The 23,728-nt window shown below is 66.4% G+C and carries 22 protein-coding genes; 6 read left to right on the plus strand and 16 right to left on the minus strand.

The annotated features are described in order from the left end of the window. Positions 1-82: 82 nt before the first annotated feature. Positions 83-1,471, minus strand: coding sequence for an ammonium transporter (locus BLV92_RS10910; RefSeq protein ID WP_090544763.1), 1,389 nt, complete (start codon positions 1,469-1,471; stop codon positions 83-85). Between the two features lie 477 nt (positions 1,472-1,948). Between BLV92_RS10910 and BLV92_RS10915 the strand changes: the two genes are divergently transcribed. Beyond that, a complete protein-coding gene (locus BLV92_RS10915) occupies positions 1,949-2,551 on the plus strand; it encodes a helix-turn-helix domain-containing protein (protein ID WP_090544764.1) in 603 nt (200 codons plus the stop codon). A gap of 242 nt (positions 2,552-2,793) precedes the next feature. On the opposite strand, the gene hutG is transcribed toward BLV92_RS10915, so the two are convergent. Then, the gene (gene hutG, locus BLV92_RS10920; protein ID WP_090544766.1) at positions 2,794-3,588 is read right to left on the minus strand and encodes an N-formylglutamate deformylase; all 795 of its coding nucleotides are present in this window, start codon (positions 3,586-3,588) and stop codon (positions 2,794-2,796) included. A 41-nt stretch (positions 3,589-3,629) separates the two neighbouring features. Next, entirely contained in the window at positions 3,630-4,595 is a 966-nt protein-coding gene (locus tag BLV92_RS10925; protein WP_090544768.1) for a LysR family transcriptional regulator, read from the minus strand. Positions 4,596-4,777: 182 nt separating this feature from the next. On the opposite strand from BLV92_RS10925, the gene BLV92_RS10930 reads away from it, so the two are divergent. Further along, complete coding sequence (locus tag BLV92_RS10930; protein ID WP_090544770.1) at positions 4,778-4,999, plus strand: hypothetical protein; 222 nt, start codon at positions 4,778-4,780, stop codon at positions 4,997-4,999. Positions 5,000-5,146: 147 nt separating this feature from the next. Here the strand turns inward: BLV92_RS10930 and BLV92_RS10935 are convergent, their stop codons facing one another. The 9 genes from BLV92_RS10935 to BLV92_RS10975 form a co-directional block, all read right to left on the minus strand. After that, a complete protein-coding gene (locus BLV92_RS10935) occupies positions 5,147-5,485 on the minus strand; it encodes a type II toxin-antitoxin system PemK/MazF family toxin (RefSeq protein WP_090544772.1) in 339 nt (112 codons plus the stop codon). Next, positions 5,486-5,779, minus strand: a complete 294-nt coding sequence (locus BLV92_RS10940; protein ID WP_090544774.1) for an AbrB/MazE/SpoVT family DNA-binding domain-containing protein — start codon at positions 5,777-5,779, stop codon at positions 5,486-5,488. Positions 5,780-6,332: 553 nt separating this feature from the next. Beyond that, entirely contained in the window at positions 6,333-7,724 is a 1,392-nt protein-coding gene (gene pntB / locus BLV92_RS10945) for a Re/Si-specific NAD(P)(+) transhydrogenase subunit beta (protein ID WP_090544776.1), read from the minus strand. A gap of 16 nt (positions 7,725-7,740) precedes the next feature. Continuing rightward, complete coding sequence (locus BLV92_RS10950; RefSeq protein WP_090544777.1) at positions 7,741-9,312, minus strand: Re/Si-specific NAD(P)(+) transhydrogenase subunit alpha; 1,572 nt, start codon at positions 9,310-9,312, stop codon at positions 7,741-7,743. Positions 9,313-9,814: 502 nt separating this feature from the next. After that, positions 9,815-10,063: a hypothetical protein gene (locus BLV92_RS10955; RefSeq protein WP_090544779.1), complete on the minus strand. Its 249-nt coding sequence runs from the start codon at positions 10,061-10,063 to the stop codon at positions 9,815-9,817. A 19-nt stretch (positions 10,064-10,082) separates the two neighbouring features. Continuing rightward, complete coding sequence (locus BLV92_RS10960; RefSeq protein WP_090544780.1) at positions 10,083-10,508, minus strand: PAS domain-containing protein; 426 nt, start codon at positions 10,506-10,508, stop codon at positions 10,083-10,085. Between the two features lie 82 nt (positions 10,509-10,590). Beyond that, positions 10,591-11,859, minus strand: coding sequence for a formyl-CoA transferase (frc, locus tag BLV92_RS10965; protein WP_090544782.1), 1,269 nt, complete (start codon positions 11,857-11,859; stop codon positions 10,591-10,593). Between the two features lie 138 nt (positions 11,860-11,997). Then, positions 11,998-13,749 (minus strand): oxalyl-CoA decarboxylase, encoded by a 1,752-nt coding sequence (oxc, locus tag BLV92_RS10970; RefSeq protein WP_090544784.1) that lies wholly within the window; start codon positions 13,747-13,749, stop codon positions 11,998-12,000. Positions 13,750-14,133: 384 nt separating this feature from the next. Further along, positions 14,134-14,853, minus strand: a complete 720-nt coding sequence (locus BLV92_RS10975) for a GntR family transcriptional regulator (protein WP_090544786.1) — start codon at positions 14,851-14,853, stop codon at positions 14,134-14,136. A 254-nt stretch (positions 14,854-15,107) separates the two neighbouring features. Here BLV92_RS10975 and BLV92_RS32330 point away from each other — a divergent pair, with 254 nt between their 5' ends. Beyond that, complete coding sequence (locus BLV92_RS32330) at positions 15,108-15,491, plus strand: hypothetical protein (protein WP_177197925.1); 384 nt, start codon at positions 15,108-15,110, stop codon at positions 15,489-15,491. Positions 15,492-15,612: 121 nt separating this feature from the next. Here the strand turns inward: BLV92_RS32330 and BLV92_RS10985 are convergent, their stop codons facing one another. The 3 genes from BLV92_RS10985 to BLV92_RS10995 all read right to left on the minus strand — a co-directional run bounded on the left by BLV92_RS10985 (position 15,613) and on the right by BLV92_RS10995 (position 18,472). Then, positions 15,613-15,828, minus strand: a complete 216-nt coding sequence (locus tag BLV92_RS10985; RefSeq protein ID WP_090544788.1) for a hypothetical protein — start codon at positions 15,826-15,828, stop codon at positions 15,613-15,615. 74 nt (positions 15,829-15,902) lie between these two features. After that, positions 15,903-17,615: a long-chain fatty acid--CoA ligase gene (locus BLV92_RS10990; RefSeq protein ID WP_090544790.1), complete on the minus strand. Its 1,713-nt coding sequence runs from the start codon at positions 17,613-17,615 to the stop codon at positions 15,903-15,905. Between the two features lie 83 nt (positions 17,616-17,698). Then, the gene (locus BLV92_RS10995; RefSeq protein ID WP_090544792.1) at positions 17,699-18,472 is read right to left on the minus strand and encodes an SDR family oxidoreductase; all 774 of its coding nucleotides are present in this window, start codon (positions 18,470-18,472) and stop codon (positions 17,699-17,701) included. Between the two features lie 239 nt (positions 18,473-18,711). Between BLV92_RS10995 and BLV92_RS11000 the strand changes: the two genes are divergently transcribed. Then, positions 18,712-19,164, plus strand: a complete 453-nt coding sequence (locus BLV92_RS11000) for a PaaI family thioesterase (RefSeq protein ID WP_090544794.1) — start codon at positions 18,712-18,714, stop codon at positions 19,162-19,164. Positions 19,165-19,311: 147 nt separating this feature from the next. Here the strand turns inward: BLV92_RS11000 and BLV92_RS11005 are convergent, their stop codons facing one another. After that, positions 19,312-20,715, minus strand: a complete 1,404-nt coding sequence (locus BLV92_RS11005) for an MFS transporter (RefSeq protein ID WP_256216095.1) — start codon at positions 20,713-20,715, stop codon at positions 19,312-19,314. 179 nt (positions 20,716-20,894) lie between these two features. Between BLV92_RS11005 and BLV92_RS11010 the strand changes: the two genes are divergently transcribed. After that, entirely contained in the window at positions 20,895-22,082 is a 1,188-nt protein-coding gene (locus tag BLV92_RS11010; RefSeq protein WP_090544796.1) for a porin, read from the plus strand. Between the two features lie 342 nt (positions 22,083-22,424). Next, on the plus strand, positions 22,425-23,645 hold the full coding sequence (locus BLV92_RS11015) for an MFS transporter (protein WP_090544798.1): 1,221 nt from the start codon (positions 22,425-22,427) through the stop codon (positions 23,643-23,645). The last annotated feature ends 83 nt before the right edge of the window (positions 23,646-23,728 follow it).

The raw sequence follows: 23,728 nt of genomic DNA on the forward strand, positions 1-23,728 counted from the left end.
CGCGTCACGAGCCGCCGCCACCGCAAGACCATCGCGGGGCGAACCACCGCCCGCCCCGCGCCAACCGCCAATCGCCAACCGCCTACGAGTGATACGCGGTCTCGCCGTGCGACGTCACGTCGAGCCCTTCGCGCTCCGCATCGTTGTCGACGCGCAGCCCGATCACCAGATCGACCAGCTTGAACGCGATCACGGACACCACGGCGGACCACACCAGCGAGGTGCCGACGCCCCAGCACTGCGCGATCAGTTGCGCACCCATGTCGTAGTCGCCGACCTTGTTCGCGACATAGTCGTAGACGCCGGTGCCGCCGAGCTTCGGCGACGCGAACACGCCGGTCAGCAGCGCGCCCGCGATCCCGCCGATGCAGTGCACGCCGAACACGTCGAGCGAATCGTCGACGCCGGTCATCCGCTTCAGGCCATTCACCCCCCAGTAGCACAGCGCGCCCGCGACGAAGCCCATCACGATCGCGCCCATCGGTCCGACGAACCCGCACGCCGGGGTGATCACGACCAGCCCCGCGATCGCGCCGGACACCGCGCCGAGCATCGACGGCTTGCCCTTCAGCGTCCATTCGACGAACGTCCACGCGACCGTCGCCGCGCACGTCGCGAGCAGCGTCGTCACGAACGCGAGCGCCGCCGCGCCGTTCGCTTCAAGATTGGAGCCGACGTTGAAGCCGAACCAGCCGACCCACAGCAGCGAGCCGCCGATCATCGTCATCGTCAGGCTGTGCGGCGCCATCGTCTCCCGGCCGAAGCCGACGCGCTTGCCGATCATGATCGCGCCGACGAGGCCCGCGATCCCCGCGTTGATGTGCACGACGGTGCCGCCCGCGAAGTCGATCGCGCCCTTCTGGAACAGGAAACCCGCAGTCGCATTCGCCTTGTCGGCGGCCGCCGCGCTCGTGTACGCGTCCGGCCCCGGCCAGTACCAGACCATGTGCGCGATCGGCAGATACGAGAACGTGAACCACAGCACCATGAACGCGAGCACAGCAGAGAACTTCGCGCGCTCCGCGATGCCGCCGACGATCAGCGCGGGCGTGATCGCCGCGAACGTCAACTGGAACGCGACGTAGATGTACTCGGGGATCGTCACGCCCTTGCTGAACGTCGACGCCGTCGTATCCGGCGTGACGCCCGCGAGGAACGCCTTCGAGAGCCCGCCGAAAAACGCGTTGCCCTCGGTGAACGCGACGCTGTAACCGTAGATCGCCCACAGCACGCCGAGCAGGCAGAAGATCACCAGCGTCTGCATCAGCACCGACAGCATGTTCTTCGCGCGGACCATCCCGCCGTAAAAGAGGCCGAGGCCGGGCGCGGCCATCATCACGACGAGCAGCGTCGCGACGATCATCCATGCCGTGTCGCCCTTGTTCGGCACCGGCGGTGCGGCGTCGGCGAACGCCGGCGCCGCGAGCGTCGCCACGACGAGCAGCGCGAGGAGTTTGACGTAGCTTTTCATTGCGCATTCCCTTGTCAAAAAAATGCCCCGACGCGCGCGCGATGAGCGGGCGCGACCGTGACGAAACAGTGTGGTTCAACGATCGTGGCCTTGCTGCGAACTGCCCGCGCGGCCGGCTCTTGCCGGCCGGCTCGCGCGGCGCTTCAGGTGCTGCGTTGCTGCTTTTGCTTCAGTCCCGCGCCGTGGCGCAGGCTGCCGCGTGTCTCCCGCCCTCATCCCGTCCGGACAGACGCGTGCCGATGCGCCGCCGCGCCCGGATCGGCGTATGCCCCGGAATCCAAAACATGCCCGCGAGCGGAACGCGCGCTGCGTACGCGTTCCGTTAGCCGAAGCGCGTTGGCGCATGCGCCGCGCCCCGCCGCTTCCGTCGCGCACCGGCGGATTTCCCGCCGTGCACTTATGATTCCCGCTGTGAAACCTTCGGCGCGCACTGCCGCGCCACTCTCTGCTACGCTGCCTCTTTGCTCAGGACCCGCCATGCAACTCGCCGACGACGACAAGACCCCGCTCGAACGCTACCTCGGCTCGACCATCCGCGAACTGCGCCAGCGCCATGGCCTGACGATCGCCCAGGTCTCCGCGCAGGCCGGCATCAGCCGGGGCATGCTGTCGAAGATCGAGAACGCGCAGACCTCGACCGGCCTCGACGTGCTGAACCGGATCGCGCAGGCGCTCGGCGTGTCGCTGTCCGCGCTGTTCCGCAACTTCGACGTGCCGCAGGGCGACGCGCAGCTCGTCAAGAAAGGCGCGGGCATGGAAGTCGTCCGCAAAGGCACCCGTCGCGGCCACACATACCACCTGCTCGCGTACGACCAGGGGCCGCGCAAGCTGTTCGAGCCGTTCCTGATCACGATGGACGACGCGTCCGAACGCTTCCCGGTGTTCGAGCATCCCGGCACCGAGTTCATCCACATGCTCAAGGGCGTGATCGAATACCGGCACGGCCAGCAGACCTACATCCTTCACCCCGGCGACACGCTGACGTTCCAGGGCGACATCCCGCACGGCCCCGAACGCCTGATCAAGACACCGATCCAGTTCCTGTCGATCTTCGTCTACCCGCAGACGACGCCCGACTAACGCCGCACCCGCCGTTCTTCAATGCAACGTCCGTGCCATGTTTATCATCGTGAATCAAAAATTCCCATCAATAAACATGCTGGGCGCACCGCGCCGCGGTTCATGCGGCGGGTTCAGGCCACAGGACCAGCCGTTGCCTGCCCGCGGTGCGATGCGCTCGTGCATCGTGTGCGAAACCGCACCGAAACGGCACCGCAGCTTAACGCGCAGCATCAGCGCCGCTTATGCAAATCCGGCGCGGCTCAAAGGCTCGTGACGACGTCGAGCGCGCGGCCGACCATCCGTTCGAGCACCGGCTGCACGCGCGCGGCGAGCCGCGGCTCATACGCGAACGGATAGTCCTCGCTCATGTACGTGGACTGGCACATCTCAAGCTGGATCGCGTGGATGCCGCGCTCCGGCGCGCCGAAGTGCCGGGTGATGTAGCCGCCCTTGAAGCGCCCGTTCGCGACCCACGTGTAGCTGCTTTCGTTCATCGCGGACTCGGCCGCCGCCTGCACCGCCGGATGCACGGTGCGGCCATCCTGGGTGCCGAGGTTCAGGTCCGGCAGTTTGCCGTCGAACAGCCGCGGCAGCAGGCTCGCGATCGAATGCGCTTCCCACAGCAGCACGTGCGGATGCCGCTCGCGCAACCGCGCGAGTTCTCCCGCGAGCGCGTCGTGATACGGCTGCCAGTAGGTCGCGACACGGCGCGCCTTGTCGGCGGCGTCCGGCGCGCGGCCGGCGCGATAGACCGGCTCGCCGCGAAACGTCTCGGTCGGGCACAGCCCGGTCGTCGTCTGCCCCGGATACAGGCTCTGGTCGTCGGGCGGCCGGTTCAGGTCGATCACGTAGCGCGACACCCGCGCGCCGAGCACCGTCGCGCCGAGCGCCGCCGCGAAGTCGTACAGGCGGTCCAGATGCCAGTCGGTGTCGGCGACCGTCAGCGCGACGTCCGAATACGCCGGCCGCAGCGGCTCGGGAATCGTGCTGCCGAGATGCGGGATCGAGATCAGCAACGGCGCTTCGCCGCGCTGCAACGCGTACAGGTCTTCCATCGGGACTCTCCATTGGATCAACGGAAACGGGCGCGCGGCGCTTAGCGCAGCGCGTCCTCGGGCAGTTGCGGCAGCGCGCGGGCGAGCGCGGGCTGGATCGTGCGATCGAGCACCGCGCGCGTCAGCGTGACGATCTCGTGCGCGAACTCGTCCCACTCGCCCTGCCGGTGCAGCAGGAAAAAATCGCGGCGGCCGAGCCGGCTCGACGGCAGCGGCAGCACCGCGATCTCGTCCAGATAATGACGCGCCTGCCACAGGCACAGCGGCGTCGAGATCGCGAAACCGAGCCGCGCGGACACGAGGCTCAACAGCGGATCGGTTGCGTCGAATTCGTAGCGGCGCGGGCTGTCGATGCCGAGATGCCGCGCGAAACGCTCGATCTGCTGGCCGATCACCGAGCGCGCGGTGTAGCGGATCAGCGGCATTTCGGCCGCGAGCGCGCGCCAGTCGAGATTGCGCCGCTCGGCTAACTGGCTGCGCGCGACGACCGCGACGAATGCTTCGGAAAACAGCGGAATTTCGACGATGCGCGGATCGTTCAGCGTCGTCTGCGTGCAGACCGCGACGTCCAGTTCGCGGTCGTGCAGTTGTTTCGCGAGGCCCGGCGTGAGGCCGGACCACAACGCGATCTGCCGCGCGGAGCCGGACACCGCGCGGATCAGTTCCGGGCCGACCGTCGCCGCAAACGAATCGACGCAGCCGAACCGCACCGGCAGCCGGCCGGTATGCGACGCGTCGCCGATCCGGCGGCTCACCATCTGCGCGTGCTCGATCAGCGGCCCCGCGAGTTCGAGCAGCGCGCGCCCGGCGATGTTCGGGCGCGGCGGGCGGCTGTCGCGGTCGAACAGCGTCAGTCCCTGGTCGCGCTCCAGCGCGGCGATCGACTGGCTGACCGCGCTCTGGCTCACGCCGAGCTGCTTCGCGGCGCCGGTCATCGAGCCGGTCTCGCAGACGGCGATGAAGGCCTGCAATGCGCGCAGGTCGATAGGCGGATCGGTTCGTCTCATCGTGGGGGCTCCGTGCTCCGTCTTTTGTGAACGCAACGGCGCGACGCCGACGGATGATGCCCGGCTTTACGCGGCGCGCGCCCAGCATCGAGATTTGCGGGGACTCAGCATAAGTTTGCCTCATACAAAAAACGCGCACGCACGACGTTCATGGACTCCGGTCCTCCCACCGAAGGACTTTCATGAGCCACGATGACTTCGTCGTGATCGGAGCGTCGGTCGCGTATCGTCTCGCGACGCCTGGCGCGGGCGCCACGTCGCAATCGTCGGGGAGACGATGCGTCGTGCGGGCAGGTGAAGGCGGCTACCTGATCGACGCGCCGGACGGCCACAAGCTGGAACCGCTGTGCGCCTCGCTTGCCGTGCAACGTGAAATGGGCACCGACGTGAAGTTGAGAGGGTAACGACGTGCTGATAAGCGCTTCCGGTAGCGGTGCCCTGTTTCAAACCGGTTCGTACTGCATTGAACTCAATGACTTGAATAGCGGCACCAGCACGCTTGTCTCGAAGCGGTACCCGATAGCAAAGAAGATCCTTTCGAGCCGCCTTGTTTATAGCTGGAGGAAGCCTCTGATCGCGAACTTCGCCAGTTCAAGCTCTTCGGGCGTCACCCGCTCGCCGCAGTAGCTTATTTCCCTCTCCGTGAAGCTCCAGCTACGAATCTGATCGACGAGGGCCACTCCCGGCCGCGCCAGACTGGCAAGCGGAACTTCCGTCTCCCATCCTCGCACGGTACCGGTGACGGGCACGCCGGTGAAACGGCTGGTAATTTCGTTCATCACGTCATCGGAGATAACGAGGACAGCCCGGAAGCCGTCCTGCTCATTGCCTTTAGACGGCCCGACGTAGAGCCGCACGATGTCGCCGGCTTCCGGTATCCCTTCACGCATTTACCTGTTCCACTCGTCGTTTCGGGTCGGGTCGGCGGGGCCACCCAGTTCGCTGCCGACCGGATCGCCAAAGTCGATCGCCTCGTGCCGCGCGAGTTTGCCTTCCCGGAACTGCTGGACCAGGCGCTCACGCGAAAACCGGCGGACCGTGGTATGCGGCCGCACCGAAATGCGGCCATCAATGACCTCCACGTCCACTTCTTGCCCCTCAACCAGCGCCGCTTCGGCAGCAAGGTTCGACGGGATACGCACGGCCAGGCTGTTACCCCACCGCTTTACGGTTTGAATCGCCATATCGCACTCCATTGCTTGGCGTATAAACATGTTGCTACGCTCTTAGCATAGATGCGGCACCACGACGTGTCAACGTGTTGATACATCCCTGTCCGGGAAATCGTCAAATCCCGGCCGTTCGTCAGCGAGCAATACGCGCTGGCCGCCCACCTTCTCTTTCCACGCGAGGTCAATAGCTATCGGAGATCCTCTACCCGAACTCGCTCACCGGCGGTACTCGCCGCAACAATGAACGTCCTGATGGGCGCCAGCATTCACCGCCAGACCACCCAGGACATGGCCATGAACGGTGTAGCGGGATTGTTTTTGGGGAGAGACGCTGGAGAACTGTTTCGGAGAGCGTTATGACAGGCATGTCGAGGCGAAACTGGCACAAACACAAAATGCTTCGGCTTTGTCAGCGTCGCCTTTTCCTGTTTAACCTGATGCTTTCGCGGAACCAGCGCCGATCGTGCCGATGGCGATCGAGCCGATGGCGGTACGCACGAACGTCGAATGAATCCCACGCGGCGCGCGGACCACAACCACCGCGCGCCGCATGTCTACCGCAGTGTCAAGCCGCTTCGAGATGCTTCAGCAACGCATCGACGCTGCCCTTCGCATCGCCAAACAGCATCCGCGTGTTCTCCTTGTAGAACAGCGGATTCTCGACGCCCGCGTAACCGGTCGCCATGCTGCGCTTCGACACGACGACCGTGCGCGCCTTCCACACCTCCAGCACCGGCATCCCGGCGATCGGGCTCGACGCGTCTTCGAGCGCGCCCGGATTCACGATGTCGTTCGCGCCAATCACGAGCACGACGTCGGTGTTCGAGAAGTCGTCGTTGATCTCGTCCATCTCCAGCACGATGTCGTAGGGCACTTTCGCTTCCGCGAGCAGCACGTTCATATGGCCCGGCAAGCGGCCCGCGACCGGATGGATGCCGAAGCGCACCCGCACGCCCAATGCGCCGAGCCGGCGCGTGATCTCGCTGATCGTGCTCTGCGCCTGCGCGACCGCCATCCCGTAACCCGGCACGATCACGACTTCGGCCGCGTCGCGCAGCAGCGCGCCCACCTCGTCGACGCTCGTCGGCACCACCTCGCCCTCGACCGCCGCGCCGCTGCTCGCGGCCGCCGTGCCGAAACCGCCGAAGATCACCGACAGGAAACTGCGGTTCATCGCGCGGCACATGATGTAGCTGAGGATCGCGCCGCTCGACCCGACCAGCGCGCCGGTCGTGATGAGCAGGTCGTTGTCGAGCATGAAGCCGGTCGCGGCCGCTGCCCAGCCCGAGTAGCTGTTCAGCATCGACACGACGACCGGCATGTCCGCGCCGCCGATCGCCATCACCAGATGCACGCCGAGCGCCGCCGCGATCGCGCACATCGCAAGCAGCGCGACGACCCCGTCGGGGCCGGCCGGCACGCTGACGAAACGCACGCCGAGCGCGATGCAGACGAGCAGCGCCGCGAGGTTCAGCAGATGCCGCGCGGGCAGCACGAGCGGCTTGCCGCTGACGGTGCCCTGCAGCTTCAGGAACGCGACGATCGAACCGGTGAACGTGACGGTGCCGATGAACGCGCCGATATAGATCTCGGTCTGGTGGATCGTCCGCTGCACGCCTTCGTGCGCGGCCGGCGACAGATAGTTCGTGAAGCCGATCAAGACCGCCGCGAGGCCGACGAAGCTATGCAGCACCGCGACGAGTTGCGGCATCTGCGTCATCTCCACGCGCCGCGCGAGCACCGCGCCGACGCCGCCACCGATCAGCGCGGCCGCGAGCGCGATCTGCATCCCCTCGCCCCCGGTGATCAGCAGCGTCGCGAGCACCGCGATCACCATGCCGGTCACGCCGTACAGGTTGCCGCGCCGCGCGCTCGACGGATGACTGAGGCCGCGCAGGCTCAGGATGAACAGCGTCGCCGCGCCGAGGTATGAAATATTGCCGATTCCGTTCAGCATGTCGTGGTCTCCCCGGTCAAGTGCGCTGGAACATCTTCAGCATCCGCTGGGTCACGAGGAACCCGCCGGCGATGTTGATCGTCGCGACCAGCAGCGCGACGCCCGCGAGCACGCTGACGAGCGTCTCGGTGCTGCCCGGCCGCAGCAGCGCGCCGATCACGATGATCCCGCTGATCGCATTGGTCACGCTCATCAGCGGCGTGTGCAGCGCGGGCGTCACGTTCCACACGACCTGGTAGCCGACGAATACCGCTAGCACGAACACCGTCAGGTGCGCGACGAACGACGGCGGCGCGACCGCGCCGAGCGCGAGCAGCCCGACCGCCGCGACCGCGAGCGCGACGAGCGAGAACGCGCCGCGCCGCCGCGCGCGCGCGGCGGCGTCCAGCGGCGACCCGGCGGCGGCGATCGCCGGGGGCTGCGCTTCGGCAGCCGGCTTCGCGGGCGTCGGCTGCGGCGCGGGCTGCGCGGGCGGCCAGCACAGCGCGCCGCGCTGCACGACGGTCGTGCCGCGCTGCACGACGTCGTCCATGTCGAGCTTCAGTTCGCCGTCCTTCGCGGGCGTCAGGTCGGTCAGCAGATGGCGCACGTTCGTCGCGTAGAGCTGACTCGACTGCGTCGCCATCCGGCTCGGCAGATCCGTGTAGCCGACCACCGTCACGCCGCCCACGTTGACCACCTCGTTCGCGCGCGTCAGTTCGCAGTTGCCGCCCTGCTCGGCGGCCATGTCGACGATCACGCTGCCCGCGCGCATCAACGCGGCGGTCTGCGCGGTGATCAGGCGCGGCGCGGGTTTGCCCGGAATCAGCGCGGTCGTGATGATGATGTCCACGTCCCTTGCCTGCGCCTCGAACAGCGCCATCTCGGCCTCGATGAACTTCGCGCTCATCTGCTTCGCGTAACCGCCCGCGCCGCCGCCCTCCTCGTCGGCGTCGACCTGCAGGAATTCCGCGCCCATGCTCTCGACCTGCTGCGCCACTTCGGGCCGCGTGTCGAACGCGCGCACGATCGCGCCGAGCCCGCGCGCCGCGCCGATCGCCGCGAGCCCGGCAACGCCCGCGCCGATCACCAGCACCTTCGCGGGCGGCATCTTGCCGGCCGCGGTGATCTGACCGGTGAACAGGCGGCCGAAGTGCTGCGCGGCCTCGATCACCGCGCGATAACCGGCCATGTTCGCCATCGAACTCAACGCATCGAGCTTCTGCGCCCGCGAGATGCGCGGCACGCAGTCCATCGCGAGCGCCGTCGCGTTGCGCGCGGCGAACGCTTCGAGCAGCGCGGGATTCTGCGCGGGCCACACGAAGCCGATCAGCGTCGCGCCGGGTTTCAGCCGTTGTGCTTCTTCGAGCGACGGCGGACGCACCTTGATTACGACGTCGGCGTTCGACCACAGCGCGTGCGTGTCGCTGACGACCGTCGCGCCGGCCGCGCGATACGCGTTGTCGTCGAATGACGCGAGCGCGCCCGCGCCGGTTTCGATCTCGACCGCGTAGCCGAGCTTGAGCAACTGCGCGACGGTGTCCGGCGTCGCGGCGACCCGCCGCTCGCCGGGATGGGTCTCGCGCGGAACGGCAATCGTCATCGCCATCCCGCACCTCCGCGCACATGGGCGGCGCGTGCATTCACGCACGCGCCGGACGGCCTGCCGGTCCCGCCGGCGTGCCTCTGGCATATCCACGACTTCATCGTTTGTCTCCTGTCGATCGGAGTTAGCGCTTTAGCGCTTGCTCTGGTCCCATGCAAAGCTGTCGACCAGAGTTAGCGCTTTAGCGCTTACTCTGGTCCCATGCAAAGCTGTCGATCGGAGTTAGCGCTTTAGCGCTTATTCCGATCCCATGCAAAGCTGTCGACCAGAGTTAGCGCTTTAGCGCTTACTCCGGTCCCATGCAGAGCTGTCGATCGGAGTCAGCGCTTCAGCGCTTATTCCGATCCCATGCAAAGCTGTCGATCGGAGTTAGCGCTTCAACGCTTACTCCGATCCCATGCAAGATGGTTGCCGCCGATGTTGAAATGGTGCGAGCCGCCGCTGGCGTCAGCGCGCGAGCACCGCGTTTTCGCGGCGGTCCGCGCGACGCGCTCGACGAGAACCGCTAGGCGTGCAGGTTGCCCGAGCGCAGGAACGCGAGCGCGACGCGACGCGCGCCGGCGATCGCCGCCTCCTCGCTTTCGAAGACCGTCTCGTCGACGACCTGCTGGGTCGGAAAAATGGCGCGGTGCGCATCGCATGCGTCTTCGTCCGGCACTTCATGGATCGTGGCGAACGCCGCCCAGCCGCCGTGATCGATGATCTGCCGCGCGGACAGTTCGACCTGGTAGTGTCCGAGCACTTCGGTATACATCGCGATCTCCTTGCAGGAATCAGGACTGCGCTTCGAGTTCGGCGACGCGCTTGCGCAGCGCGCGCTCCTCCTGGAAGCGGGCGGTTTCGTCGCGGATCACCGCGACGATGCCGGTCACGCGACCGTCCGGCGCGGTGAGCAGCGCGACCGTGAATGCGATCGACAGCGAACGGCCGTCCTTGTGCACGGCGGGCACCCGCAGCACGTCGTTGCCGTAGCGGGTCTGGCCGGTGTCCATCGTCTTGTGATAACCGTCCCAGTGACGGCCGCGCAGGCGCTCCGGGATGATCAGGTCCAGCGTGTCGCCGAGCGCCTCGTCGCGCGTGAAGCCGAACATCCGCTCGGCCGCCGGGTTCCACAGCGTGATGTGGCCGGTCGCGTCCGAGATCACGATCGCGTCGCCGATCGCGTTCACGAGTTGCTCGTGATCGATGGCTGTCTGCATGGCGTCTGTCTCCGGGGGTTTATGTCGTTTTCAGGTATCGGCGCGGCGCGCGCCATGCAGCGCGCCGCGCCCTTTGCGACGATCAGACCGCGCGGATTTCGCGCAGCTCCGCGATCTGCTGCGGCGTGTAGCCGAGGCCGGCCAGCACCTCGTCGGTGTGCTCGCCGAGCAGCGGCGACGCGCTCACTTCCGGCTTCAGGTCCGAGAACTTGATCGGGCTGCCGATGGTGTAGTAGCTGCCGCGCACCTTGTGCGGCACTTCGACGATGGAACCGCTCTTGCGCAGCGACTCGTCATGCAGCAGTTCCTTCATCGACAGCACCGGCGCGCACGGAATGTCGTACTTGCGGAAGATGTCGACCGCTTCGAACTTGGTCTTGTCCTTGATGAAGTCCTCGATCGTGGCGAAGATCTCGTCGATGTGCGGCTGACGCGCCTTCGCGGTCGTGTAGGCCGGATCGGTCTTCCACTCCGGCCTGCCGAGCGCGTCGCAGATCGGGTCCCACGCGTGCCCCTGGACCGTGAAGTAGATGTACGCGTTCGGATCGGTTTCCCAGCCCTTGCACTTCAGGATCCAGCCCGGCTGGCCGCCGCCGCCGGCGTTGCCGCCGCGCGGCACCACCTTGTCTTCGAAGTACTGCATCTCGTGCGGGTACTGCGGGTACTCTTCGAGATACCCGACGCGATCGAGGCGCAGCTGGTCGCGCATCTTCACGCGGCACAGGTTGAGCACGGCGTCCTGCATCGACACGGCGACCTTCTGCCCCTTGCCGGTTTTCAGGCGGCCGACGTACGCGGTGAGGATGCCGATCGCGAGGTGCATGCCGGTATTCGAGTCGCCGAGCGCGGCGGCCGAAATCGTCGGGCCGGAATTCTCGCCTTTCCACCAGCCGGTGGTCGACGCCGCGCCGCCCGCGCATTGCGCGACGTTCTCGTAGACCTTGAGGTCCTCGAAATGGTGGCCTTCGGAGAAACCCTTCACCGATGCGAGGATCATGCCCGGGTTGAGTTCCTGGATGCGCGCCCACGTGAAGCCCATGCGGTCGAGCGCGCCGGGACCGAAGTTCTCGACCATCACGTCCGATTCGCGGATCAGCTTCTCCAGCACTTCCTTGCCTTGCTGCGTCTTCGTGTCGAGCGTCAGCGAACGCTTGTTGCTGTTGAGCATGGTGAAGTACAGCGCGTCGGCGTCGGGGATGTCGCGCAACTGGCTGCGCGTCACGTCGCCTGCGCCGGGACGCTCGACCTTGATCACGTCCGCGCCGAACCAGGCGAGCAGTTGCGTGCAGGCGGGACCGGCTTGCACATGCGTGAAGTCGATGATCTTGATGCCTTCGAGGGGTTTGCTCATTGCCTATCTCCTGTGTGTCGATCGGAGTTAGCGCTTCAGCGCTTACTCCGATCCCATAATTGGTTTCCGGGTTAGCGCTTCAGCGCTTACTCCGATCCCATTCAAGACGGTTGATGTTCTCGATCGGGTCGGTCGGGTTTATTTCTTCATCGCCGCGCTTTGCGGATTCAGGTTCGTCAGACGGCCGCTTTCGGTGCCGGCTGCTTCGTCGATCGCGGCGTTGATCAGCGTGGGCTTGCCCGATGCGATCGCCTCCTTCAGCGCCTTCGTCAGTTCCTCCGGCGTCGTCGCGTGATAACCGACGCCGCCGAACGCCTCGATCATCCTGTCGTAGCGCGCGTTCTTCACGAACACGGTCGGCGCGACGTCCGCGCCGCCGGTCGGGTTCACATCGGTGCCGCGATAGACGCCGTTGTTGTTGAACACGATCGTGCAGACCGGCAGGTTGTAGCGGCAGATCGTTTCCAGCTCCATGCCGCTGAAGCCGAACGCGCTGTCACCTTCGATCGCGACGACCTGCTTGCCGCTCGTCACCGCCGCGCCGACCGAGAAACCCATGCCGATGCCCATGATTCCCCACGTGCCGGAGTCGAAACGCTTGCGCGGCAGGTACATGTCGATCACCGCGCGCGCATAGTCGAGCGTGTTCGCGCCTTCGTTCACGACGTTGATGTCCGGATGCTCTTTCAGCACGTCGCGGATCGCGCGCAGCGCGCTATGGAAGTTCATCGGCGACGGGTTCTTCGCGAGCGTCGCGGCCATCTTTTCGAGGTTCCTGTTCTTGCGCTCCGCGATCGCGCCGAGCCATTCCGACGACGGCTTCGGGAAACTCGCGTCGATGCCGTCGAGCAGCGAGCCGACGCACGAGCCGATGTCGCCGATCACCGGCGCGGCGATCGCGACGTTGCTGTCGATCTCGGTCGGCGCGATGTCGATCTGCACGAACTGCTTCGGCCCGTTCGCCGCGCCCCACGTCTTGCCCTTGCCGTGCGACAGCAGCCAGTTCAGGCGCGCGCCGATCAGCACGACGACGTCCGCCTCCGCGAGCACGAACGAGCGCGCGGCCGACGCGGACTGCTCGTGCGTGTCGGGCAGCAGGCCCTTCGCCATCGACATCGGCAGATACGGAATGCCGGTGCGCTCGACCAGCTCGCGGATCTCGCGGTCGGCCTGCGCATAGGCAGCGCCCTTGCCGAGCAGGATCAGCGGACGCTTCGCGCCCTTCAGCACGTCGAGCGCGCGCTTCACCGCGTCGGGCGCGGGAATCTGGCGCGGCGCGGCGTCGATCACCTTCACGAGCGACTGCTGGCCTTTCACCGCGTCGATCGTCTGCGCGAGCAGCTTCGCGGGCAGGTCCAGATACACGCCGCCCGGACGGCCGGACACCGCCGCACGGATCGCACGCGCGATGCCGATGCCGATGTCCTCCGCGTGCAGCACGCGATACGCGGCCTTCGCATACGGCCTGGCGGCGTTCAGCTGATCCATCTCTTCGTAGTCGCCCTGCTGCAGGTCGACGATCTCGCGCTCGCTGGAGCCGCTGATGAGGATCATCGGGAAACAGTTGGTCGTCGCGTTCGCGAGCGCGGTCAAGCCGTTCAGGAAACCCGGCGCGGATACAGTGAGACAGATGCCGGGTTTCTTCGTCATGTACCCGGCAATGGCCGCGGCGTTGCCGGCGTTCTGCTCGTGCCGGAAGCCGATGAAGCGCAGGCCTTCCGCCTGCGCGAGGCGGGCGAGATCGGTGATGGGGATACCGACCAGACCGTAGATCGTGTCGATATCGTTCAGTTTCAGCGCGTCGATGACCAGGTGAAAGCCGTCGGTCGTCGGCTGTGCTTCGGGCGCAGGGCTGAGCTGCGGTTCGATGATCCCAACTACTTCTGCCATGACGTCTCCTCTTTGGCGGGGCGTTTGTGAGTCGTGATATACAATATTCCACACACAATATTAGTCAAGACGTTTTTTTACGGAGGACTCAGTTGTTGCGCTGCGATGTGGCCGGGGCCTTTACCGCGCAACACGGGTCGCTCGCGCTTGCTGCGATACACCCGTCACGACGGGCTTCGAACCACTGAAACACGTCGCGAAACGCAGCACCTTCTTCGCCTTGAGGCAGTCTCCGAAACGACGCGTCGTGCCGATGAAAAGCGCGACGTCGCCCCTGGCGGCCGCGCGGGCGGCGCCATTCGTTCCGGTGGCTGCTTCGTTACCTTTATCGGCTTGCCGCTCGTGCGCCGCGTCGAAAGTCCGCTGACGCGTCGCGCCGTCCAGTCAATCCAGAAAATCGCAATTCGCTTCGACGAACAGCGCGAGGTCGATCGAGTGCTGCCGCACGAGACGCTCGACGAGTTCGGTGTCGCGCTGCTCCAGCGCGTCGATGATCCGCATGTGATCGACGATCGAGCGCGCCGCGCGATCGCTCTGCGCGATCGTCATCCGGCGGATCGCGCGCACGTGCATGAAGATGTTCTTGATCGTGTCGATGATGATCGGCGACTTCGACAGTTCGACCAGCGCCTGATGAAACGTGATGTTCGCGGCGGAATACTCTTCGATGTGGTCGGCGGGCGTCGCGTCGCCGAAGTGCGCGAACATGCGCCGGAGTCTCGCGATGTCGTCGTCGGACGCGCGCTGCGTCGCGAGCCGCGCGGCGATGCTTTCGAGCGCGGCCCACATGTAGATCATCTCGACGATCTCCTTCCTCGTCTTACGCAGGATGTAGACGCCGCGCCGCGGCACCGTGCGCAGGAAACCTTCCTGTTCGAGCAGCGTCATCGCCTCGCGGATCGGCGTGCGGCTCACGCCGAGCGCCTCGGTCAGTTCCTTCTCGTCGAGGCGGATCTCGTCGCGCGACCGGTAGATGTCGGTCTGCGCGATCGCCTGCTTCAGCTTCGCATACGCCTGGTCGCGCAGCGACACCGACGCGTTGATCGGTTCGAGCGCCAGCGTCAGCGGCGCGCTCACCGCACTGTCTTGTATATCGGCGGACATCGGTCGTTCGTCTCCCAACGTTCTGATTGGCCCGGCTCTTCAACAAGAATTAAATATTTTCAATACAATATATCAGTGACGCGCAAATACCTATGCGGGGTTTACACCGAGCGCCCCGCTTCCGCCGCATCGAAGAAAAGCCGGGCGGGCAATCCATTCACGATTGCCTATGCTGATTCGAAAAAACTTTAACTATCGCTTATCCGAGCGGACTCCTACTCTTGGTTCCATTCAACCGAACCGAGGAGCCGATCATGAGCCACGCCCACGCCGACCGTCTCGCCAACGAAACGGACCGCCATCTGCATACGCAACTGTGCGCATACAACAGCGCGTTCGCCGAACTCGGCCTGCGCTTTCGCTGGGACGCGCAGACGGTCCACGCGCTCGCGCCGATCGACGGCGACGAAGCGCGCCTCGCGACGTACATCGAGACGCATCATCCGCATCTGCTGAAGGCGTATAGCTGCGACTTCCTGTGCAAGGCGATTCTGGAACGCAAGAACGCGCAGGCGCCGGGCGCGCTGATCGTCGATCGCGGTTTCGCGCCGGCCGATCGGCGCGCGCAGCCGGACACGCCGGCCGGCATGCTGCGCGAATGGAACGAAGCGGGATTGCCCGCGCTTGCGGGCGCGTGAACGCGCGAGACGTTAGCGCGGCGCGTGGGCGATGCGGCGGCCGGCGAAGCCGGCGCCGCATCGTTAGCGTCATGCGCGCATCAGCGTCAGGAAGGAAGCCGCGGTGCGCGGCGAAGACGCGTTACGTCTTCAATAGCGGACACGTCGATCCGGCGACGCTGTTGAGCGCCTCGTCGTCTGGAGCCGTCGCGGCGACCTTGCAGTAATCCCAGGGTTTCTTCGACTCGGCTGGCGTCTTCTTCTGCATCAGATACCTGTCGTGCACCATCAGGCCGTCTTCGCGCACGTCACCCTTCGCGTACAGGTCGTCGATCTTCGTGGACTTCCGCGTCGCCATCAAACTCGGGCTGCAACACGGCCGCGACCCGGCGGATCGCGTCGGTCACGCAGAAGAATTCGCTTGCGGCCTCGTCAGCCGCGCGTGCCGGCTCCGCCGTCATGCGCGTGCGCCTCTTCTTCCTGAAGTTTGCGCCACAGGATCTTGCCGCTGCCCGACTTCGGCAGCGTATCGACGAACTCGACGATCCGCGGCGCCTTGTAGGCGGCCATGTTGTCGTGTGCCCACGCGACGACGTCCTCCTCGCGAACCTCGGCCGTGCGGTTCGGATCGAGCACGACGACCGCCTTCACCGTCTCGCCGCGCCGCGCGTCATGCGCGCCGATCACGCACACTTCCTTGATCGCCGGATGGCGGTACATCAGCGCCTCGACCTCCGCCGGCCACACCTTGTAGCCCGACGCGTTGATCATCCGCTTCAGCCGGTCGGTCATGAAGTAATACCCTTCGTCGTCGCAGCGCACGAGGTCGCCGGTGCGCAGGAAGCGCCTGCCGTCGCGCTCGACGAACGCGTCGCGCGTCGCCTTGGGATCGCGCCAGTAACCCTGCATCACCTGCGGCGCGTGCATGACGAGTTCGCCGGTTTCGCCGGGCGCCACCTCTTCGAGCGTGACCGGATCGATCACGCGCGCATCGACGTCGAACACCGGAATGCCGAGGCACTGCGGCTTCGGACGCTGCGGCGGATTGATGTGCGTGCCGGCCATCGTCTCCGACATCCCGTAGCCTTCGACGAACTCCAGCCCGGTCAGATCGCGCAGCTTCTTCACGACCGCGTCCGGCATCGTCGCGCCGCCGCCGCGCACCCATGCGAGGCTCGACAGGTCGTAGTCGCCGAGCCGCGGATTCGACACGAAGTCCACGACCATCGTCGAGATCGCCTGCCAGCCGTTGATCCGGTAATGCCCGATCGCGCGCGCGGCCGCGTCGCGGTCCCAGCGCGGCAGCAGCACGATCGTCGAGCCGCTGAAAAGCGGCCCGTTCATGCCGCCCTGCATGCCGGTCACGTGAAAGAGCGGCAGCACCGACAACTGGATCGAGTCCTGGCAGCCGGAGAACCAGTTCACGCCGCCGACCGCCGTGCTCATCACGCTGCGATGCGTGTGCATGCAGCCCTTCGGCTTGCCGGTCGTGCCGGACGTGTACGGCATCACGCACAGGTCGTCCGGGCCGGCCGTCAGCGGCCCCGGCGCGTGCCGCGCGGCGAGCGCGTCGGCCCAGTGCAGCACGCCCGGCCCGTCGACGTGGCGCGGCGCGCTGACGAACTCCGGCGGCGCGAGGTGCGGCGTGGTCTTCAGATAATCGCTATAGGTCGCGACGATCAGATGGCGCAGACCGGCCCCTTCTTCGCTGCCGCCGACGAGCGGCGCGATGCGCGGATACAGGTCCTGCGCGACGAACGCGGTCGTCGCGCCGCTGTCCTCGACGTAATGCGCGAGTTCGTCGGTCAGGTTCATCGGGTTCACCGGCACGACGACCGCGTTCGCGCGCAGGATCCCGTAATAGGCGATCACCCATTGCGGGCTGTTCTGCATGTACAGCAGCACGCGGTCGCCGGCCTGCACGCCGCACTCGTGTTGCAGAAAACCCGCGATGCGCTCGGCCTCGTCCTTGAACTCCGCGAACGACACCGGCGTGTCGTAGAACACGATGAACGGCTTGTCGGGATAACGGACCGCCGACACCTCGGCGTTGTAGAACAGGTTGGTTTCGGGCAGCGTCAGATGCGACGCGAGATGGCGGGGCCAGTGAGGCGACTGCGGACGGCGTTCGGCGGTCGTGGGCATGGAGCGTTCGATCCGGTTGAGAGGGAGTGCGCGGCGCGGACCGCGCGGCGGCGACGTGCACGCCGCGCGCGTTCCGGCCGGAATCAGACGATGCTGGCGCCGCCGTCCACCGCGAGATACTGGCCGGTCACGTGGCGCGACGCTTCGCTCGCGAGATAGACGATCGCGCCCTTCAGGTCCTCGTCGCCGCCGAGCCGATGCAGCGGCGCCTGCTCGACGATCGTCTGCTCCAGTTTTTCGAGCAGGCCCGCGGACATCTTCGACGGGAAAAAACCCGGACAGATCGCGTTCACGTTGATCCCGTAACGGCCCCACTCGGATGCGAGCGCGCGCGTGAAGTTGATCGCGGCGGCCTTCGACGTGTTGTACGCGATCGTCTGCATACCGGCGGGCGAGCCCTTCAGCCCCGCGATCGACGCGATGTTCACGATCTTGCCGGTGCGGCGCGCAATCATGCTGCGCTTGCCGACCTCGCGCGCGAGCCGGAACGGCGCGGTGACGTTCAGGTTCATCACCTTGTGCCACGCTTCGTCCGGATAGTCCTCGGCCGGCGCGCCCCACGTCGCGCCCGCGTTGTTCACGAGGATGTCGATCTGGCCATACGCGGCGAGCGCGGCGTCGACGATGTTCGGCACCGCGTCCGCATGCTGAAGGTCGCCGACGATGGTCGTGGCCTCGATGCCGAGCCCGCGCAGATGGCTCGCCGCTTCCGCGAGTTCGTCGGCCTTGCGCGCGGTGATCGCGACGCGCGCGCCCATCTGCCCGAGCGCCTCCGCCATCTGCAGGCCGAGCCCGCGCGAGCCGCCGGTCACGAGCGCGACGCGCCCGCCCAGTTCGAATAATTCCCTTACATGCATGCTTTCGTCTCCTCGATGTCGTCGAGCGTTTCGTGCGCAACAGTCGTGCTGTGCTTCACTGTGCGGCGATTCTAGCGACGGCCGTCCGCTGCTGTAAATAAGGAATAGCACGATCGTTCAATATTTACCCATTTCGCGTATAGTGGCGTGCGGCACCGCAAAAAACGGCTCGAAACGCACAGGCCGCAGATCGCCATGCGGTGCGCATCGCGACGAAGCCCCTCCTCTACGGACCCCGCATGGATCGACCCATCACGTTGTCTGCCGCCGAGGCGGATCGCCCAATCCCGGAAGGGTTCGCGCCGTTGCGGCGCGGCGGCCCGTACTTTCTCGCGCTCGGCGCGCTGTATCACCGCATCGGGACGGACGGCGGTCTCGTGATCGCGCTGCGCGTCACCGACGCGCACGCGAACATGATCGGCATCGCGCACGGCGGCATGCTCGCGACGCTCGCGGACAGCGCGATGGGCGCATGCGTGAGCCTCATGCGGCAGACGGCCGGCGAGTCGCCTGCGATGGTCACCGTGTCGCTGACGAGCGAGTTCCTGTCCGCCGCGCGCGTCGGCGACTGGCTGGAAGCGCATGCGCGGGTGCGCAAGCCGGGAAGGCGCGTCGTGTTTGCGGAATGCACGCTGCGCGCGGGCGGGCGCGACGTGCTGCATGCGAGCGGGGTGTTCGTGCCGGCTTCGTGAAGCCGTGAAGAACGGATGCTTGACGAGCGCCTGACGTTGGGTGCGGCAATGCGCGATCGCTTCGCGCCGCGTGCAACCCGTCCGACGATGTGAGGTGCTATCTGCGTCGATGCGATGCGCCGATGCGGGCGCAACGCGCCGGCCTGATTACGCCGCGCTGCGTTTCGCGCCCGAGATCCCCTCGCCCGCATCGGCGGACAGCCGCGCGAACATCGGCCACGACACGAGCACGACCACGGCCGTCACGAGAAACGCGCACGAAAAATCGACGTGGGTCGCCTGCACGCGGCCGCCGGCCAGCATCGTCAGTTGCATCGACCCGGCCGCGATCGCGACGCCGACCGCCTTCATCATCTGCTGCGCGGTCCCCTGGAACGACGTCGCCGCCGACAGCCGCTCCTGCGGCACATCCGCGAACGCGAGCGCGCCCATCGACGCGAACGACAGCGACCGGCTCAAGCCGCCCGCGAGCAGCAGCGCGAAGATCGCCATGTCGGGCCATGCGGGCGACAGCAGCGTGCACGCGGACAGCATCGCCGCGAACGAGATGCTGCCGCCGATCAGCACCGCGCGCACCGAGAACCGGCGCAGCGCGAAACGCGTCATCGGCCGCATGCAGAACGAGCCGAGCGCGCTCGCGAGCGAGATCAGCCCGCTCGTCGACGCGCTGAGGCCGAAACCGACCTGCAACGTCAGCGGCACCAGAAACGGCAGCGCGCCCGCGCCGGCGCGAAACAGGCTGCCGGCGATCGTCGCCGCATGGAAGGTCGGAATGCGCAGCAGCGAGAAGTCGATCGCCGGATGACGCGCGCGGCGGCAATGGCGGACCGTCAGCCAGAACAGCGCGAGCCCCGCTGCGATGCACGCGATCGGCGCCGCGGCGGGCAGCACGCCGCGCCCGAGCGTCTCGACGCCGACCATCAGCGCGGTCAGCGAAGCGCCGATCAGCGCCATGCCCGGCAGGTCCGGCGCGGGCGGCCGCTCGCCGTCGGACGGCGGGATCAGCCACGCGCACAGCAGCATGCCGACCGCGCCGACCGGCACGTTGACCCAGAACACGCTGCGCCACGACAGCGCGTCGGTCAGGAAGCCGCCGAGCGGCGGCCCGAGCACCGGCCCGACGAGCGCCGGCATCGTGAGCCACGTGGTCGCCGCGAGCAGTTCCTCGCGCTGCACGCGGCGAAACAGGATCAGCCGCCCGACCGGCACCATCATCGCGCCGCCGACGCCCTGCAACACCCGCGCGGCGATCAGTTCGGGCAGGCCGCGCGACAGCGCGCAGGCGACCGACGCGAGCGTGAACGTCGCGATCGCCGCGAGGAACACGCGCTTCGCGCCGAAGCGGTCCGCGATCCAGCCGCTCACCGGAATGAACACGGTCAGCGCGATCAGATACGACGTGATCGCGCTGCTCAGATGCACGGGGTTGACGTTCAGATCGCGCGCCATGCTGGGCAGCGCGGTGGCCACGACGGTCGCGTCGATGTTCTGCATGAACAGCGCGCTCGCGACCACGGCCGCGATCACGCGGAAATTGTTGTGGCTATTCACGGGACGGGGCGAAAACGGCGGAGCGGTCGATTATACGGCGGCCGTCGCTGCGCACCCGGATGCGCCCCGAGGCCCGCGCTGCCCGCATCGACCGTTGCAATCGCGCGACAGCCGGCCTTTTTGCCGGCGAACCCGCGGGTCTATCATCGCGGCACCGCGGGCCACCCGCTTGCGGACCCATGCCGCGCCGCACACAAGACGGCGTCACGACAACACGCCAATACCAACAGGGACTCCACGTGAGACACATCAAGATCGCATCCGCCATCGGCGGCATCGCACTCGCGCTGGCGGGCCAGCACGCGTTCGCACAAAGCTCGGTCACGCTGTACGGCGTCGCGGACGTCGGCATCCGCTACCTGACCAACTCGAACGCGCAGAACGACGGCAAGCTGTTCATGACGAACGGCGCCATCACGAACAGCCGCTTCGGCGTGCGCGGCACCGAGGACCTCGGCGGCGGCCTGAAGGCGATCTTCGATCTCGAAAGCGGGATCAACCTGCAGGACGGCTCGTTCGCGGACAGCCACCGGCTCTTCAACCGCAACGCGTACGTCGGCCTCGACAGCCGCTACGGCACGCTGACCCTCGGCCGCCAGAAGACGCCGCTGTTCGATCAGCTCGCCAACACGTACGACCCGCTGACGGTCGGCAACTACCTCGAAAACGCCTGGCTGCCGGTCGCGCTCGGCGCGGGCCTGTATGCGGACAACGCGGTCAAGTACAACGGCACGTTCGCCGGCCTGAACGTCGAGGCGATGTACTCGTTCGGCACGGACTCCACGGTGACGGGCGACAACGGCTTCTCGGGCCAGCTTCCGGGCCACCTCGGCGCGGGCAACATGTACGGCTTCACCGCGTCGTACACGACCGGCCCGATCAGCATCATGGCCGGCGTGCAGCAGAACAGCGACAACTCGAACAACAAGCAGACCATCTACAACGCCAACCTCGTGTACGCGTTCAGCACCGCGAAGATCTACGTCGGTTATCTGCGCTCGCAGGACGACACCGGTTTCGTCGACAGCCTGCTCGCGCAACGTCCGTACCCGACCGGCACGTCGCTGAAGAACACGAACCGCATCGACGACGGCCCGTTCGCCGGCGTGAGCTGGCAGATCACGCCGCCGCTGACGCTGACCGGCGCGTTCTATTACGACCACATGCGCAACGCGACGACCGGGGACGGCACGCTCGGCAGCGGCAACCGCTACGCGATCGTCGCGATCGCCGAGTACGCGCTGTCGAAGCGCACCGAGGTCTACGGCACCGTCGATTTCAACAAGGTGAGCGGCGCGGCGACCGTGCAGCTGCCGGGCCGCAGCAACCAGACCGGCATCTCGATCGGCCTGCGCAACATCTTCTGACGGGTCGTCCGACGATCGGCTTCCAGCAGGCGCCGCATGGCGCCTGCTGCCCCCCTTTCTCCGTGCCTTTCCGCTTCATTCCCGCAACATCGATTCACATCCGCCGCACTCCCCATCCGCATTAATCTTTCTTTATTGATTCAATTAATTTACGTTTAACTTACCAATAAGCGGATTTCTTTCGCCGGTGATTAATTCCAGGGATTAGCACGGGTTGCGCTGGATATTCATGCAAATGTTTAATCCGGGGCGTACACTCGCACGAAGCCCGCAGCGGGGCGTACCAGGCACACCGACTGCACGCCGTTCGCGGCGAAGCAGGAATGACAGGAGAACAATTCAATGAGCTGGACGCGAGACCAGAAAAACGTCACCATCGCCGCCTATCTCGGGTGGACACTCGACGCGTTCGATTTCTTTCTGACCGTTTTCGTGCTGAAAGACATCGCCGCCGAATTCAACGTGAAAATCCCCGCGGTCGCATTCGCGATCACGCTGACGCTCGCCATGCGCCCGCTCGGCGCGCTGATCTTCGGCCGTCTCGCGGACAAGTACGGCCGCCGTCCGACGCTGATGCTCAACATCGCGTGTTACTCGCTGCTCGAACTGCTGTCCGGCTTCTCGCCGAACCTCGCGACGTTCATCACGCTGCGCGCGCTGTTCGGCATCGCGATGGGCGGCGAATGGGGCGTCGGCGGCGCGCTGACGATGGAGACGATTCCGCCGAAGTCGCGCGGCATCGTGTCGGGCCTGCTGCAAGCCGGTTATCCGAGCGGCTACCTGCTCGCATCGATCGTGTTCGGCGTGCTGTTCCAGTACATCGGCTGGCGCGGGATGTTCTTCGTCGGCGTGCTGCCGGCGCTGCTCGTGCTGTACGTGCGCTCGCACGTGCCGGAATCGCCGGCATGGAAGGCGATGGAAAAGCGCACGCGCCCGTCGCTGCTGACGACGCTCAAGCACAACCTGAACCTGTCGATCTACGCGATCGTGCTGATGACCGCGTTCAACTTCTTCTCGCACGGCACGCAGGATCTGTATCCGACGTTCCTGCGCGAACAGCATCACTTCGATCCGCATACGGTGTCGCTGATCACGATCGTGCTGAACATCGGCGCGATGGCCGGCGGCCTGTTCTTCGGCGCGATGTCCGAGCGGATCGGCCGCCGCCGCGCGATCTTCATCGCGGCGCTGATCGCATTGCCGGTGCTGCCGCTGTGGGCGTTTTCGACCGGCCCGGTGCTGCTCGCGCTCGGCGCGTTCCTGATGCAGATCTCGGTGCAGGGCGCATGGGGCGTGATCCCGGTGCACCTGAACGAAATCTCGCCGGACGAAATCCGCGCGACGTTCCCGGGCCTCGTGTACCAGCTCGGCAACCTGTTCGCGTCGGTGAACGCGACGTTGCAGGCATCGCTCGCGGAATCGCGCGGCGGCGACTACGCGAGCGCGATGGCGATCGTCGCCGGGACCGTCGCGGTCGTGATCGCGGTGCTGATCCTGTTCAGCCGCGAACGCCGCGGCATCGACATGACGCAGTCCGCGAAGCAGGTCGCGTCGAACGCCTGACGGTTCCCGGGAACGGCGCTTCGTCAATGACGCCCGGTTGAGAATCGCAGTTGCAGGCAAGGCCGCGCCGGAGCGATCCGGCG

This window comes from Paraburkholderia caballeronis (assembly GCF_900104845.1).
Lineage (GTDB): Bacteria > Pseudomonadota > Gammaproteobacteria > Burkholderiales > Burkholderiaceae > Paraburkholderia > Paraburkholderia caballeronis.

Bases quoted from the DNA above. Each gene is read 5' to 3' on its own strand.
- pntB (WP_090544776.1), bottom strand. From the start codon at position 7,724: ATGCTGAACGGAATCGGCAATATTTCATACCTCGGCGCGGCGACGCTG.
- BLV92_RS11010 (WP_090544796.1), top strand. From the start codon at position 20,895: ATGCCGCGCCGCACACAAGACGGCGTCACGACAACACGCCAATACCAA.
- BLV92_RS10930 (WP_090544770.1), top strand. From the start codon at position 4,778: ATGAGCCACGATGACTTCGTCGTGATCGGAGCGTCGGTCGCGTATCGT.
- BLV92_RS10950 (WP_090544777.1), bottom strand. From the start codon at position 9,312: ATGGCGATGACGATTGCCGTTCCGCGCGAGACCCATCCCGGCGAGCGG.
- BLV92_RS10915 (WP_090544764.1), top strand. From the start codon at position 1,949: ATGCAACTCGCCGACGACGACAAGACCCCGCTCGAACGCTACCTCGGC.
- BLV92_RS10910 (WP_090544763.1), bottom strand. From the start codon at position 1,471: ATGAAAAGCTACGTCAAACTCCTCGCGCTGCTCGTCGTGGCGACGCTC.
- BLV92_RS10990 (WP_090544790.1), bottom strand. From the start codon at position 17,615: ATGCCCACGACCGCCGAACGCCGTCCGCAGTCGCCTCACTGGCCCCGC.
- BLV92_RS10935 (WP_090544772.1), bottom strand. From the start codon at position 5,485: ATGCGTGAAGGGATACCGGAAGCCGGCGACATCGTGCGGCTCTACGTC.
- BLV92_RS10925 (WP_090544768.1), bottom strand. From the start codon at position 4,595: ATGAGACGAACCGATCCGCCTATCGACCTGCGCGCATTGCAGGCCTTC.
- oxc (WP_090544784.1), bottom strand. From the start codon at position 13,749: ATGGCAGAAGTAGTTGGGATCATCGAACCGCAGCTCAGCCCTGCGCCC.
- BLV92_RS10960 (WP_090544780.1), bottom strand. From the start codon at position 10,508: ATGCAGACAGCCATCGATCACGAGCAACTCGTGAACGCGATCGGCGAC.
- BLV92_RS11000 (WP_090544794.1), top strand. From the start codon at position 18,712: ATGGATCGACCCATCACGTTGTCTGCCGCCGAGGCGGATCGCCCAATC.
- frc (WP_090544782.1), bottom strand. From the start codon at position 11,859: ATGAGCAAACCCCTCGAAGGCATCAAGATCATCGACTTCACGCATGTG.
- BLV92_RS10940 (WP_090544774.1), bottom strand. From the start codon at position 5,779: ATGGCGATTCAAACCGTAAAGCGGTGGGGTAACAGCCTGGCCGTGCGT.
- BLV92_RS11015 (WP_090544798.1), top strand. From the start codon at position 22,425: ATGAGCTGGACGCGAGACCAGAAAAACGTCACCATCGCCGCCTATCTC.
- hutG (WP_090544766.1), bottom strand. From the start codon at position 3,588: ATGGAAGACCTGTACGCGTTGCAGCGCGGCGAAGCGCCGTTGCTGATC.
- BLV92_RS10975 (WP_090544786.1), bottom strand. From the start codon at position 14,853: ATGTCCGCCGATATACAAGACAGTGCGGTGAGCGCGCCGCTGACGCTG.
- BLV92_RS10955 (WP_090544779.1), bottom strand. From the start codon at position 10,063: ATGTATACCGAAGTGCTCGGACACTACCAGGTCGAACTGTCCGCGCGG.
- BLV92_RS10985 (WP_090544788.1), bottom strand. From the start codon at position 15,828: ATGGCGACGCGGAAGTCCACGAAGATCGACGACCTGTACGCGAAGGGT.
- BLV92_RS10995 (WP_090544792.1), bottom strand. From the start codon at position 18,472: ATGCATGTAAGGGAATTATTCGAACTGGGCGGGCGCGTCGCGCTCGTG.
- BLV92_RS32330 (WP_177197925.1), top strand. From the start codon at position 15,108: ATGAGCCACGCCCACGCCGACCGTCTCGCCAACGAAACGGACCGCCAT.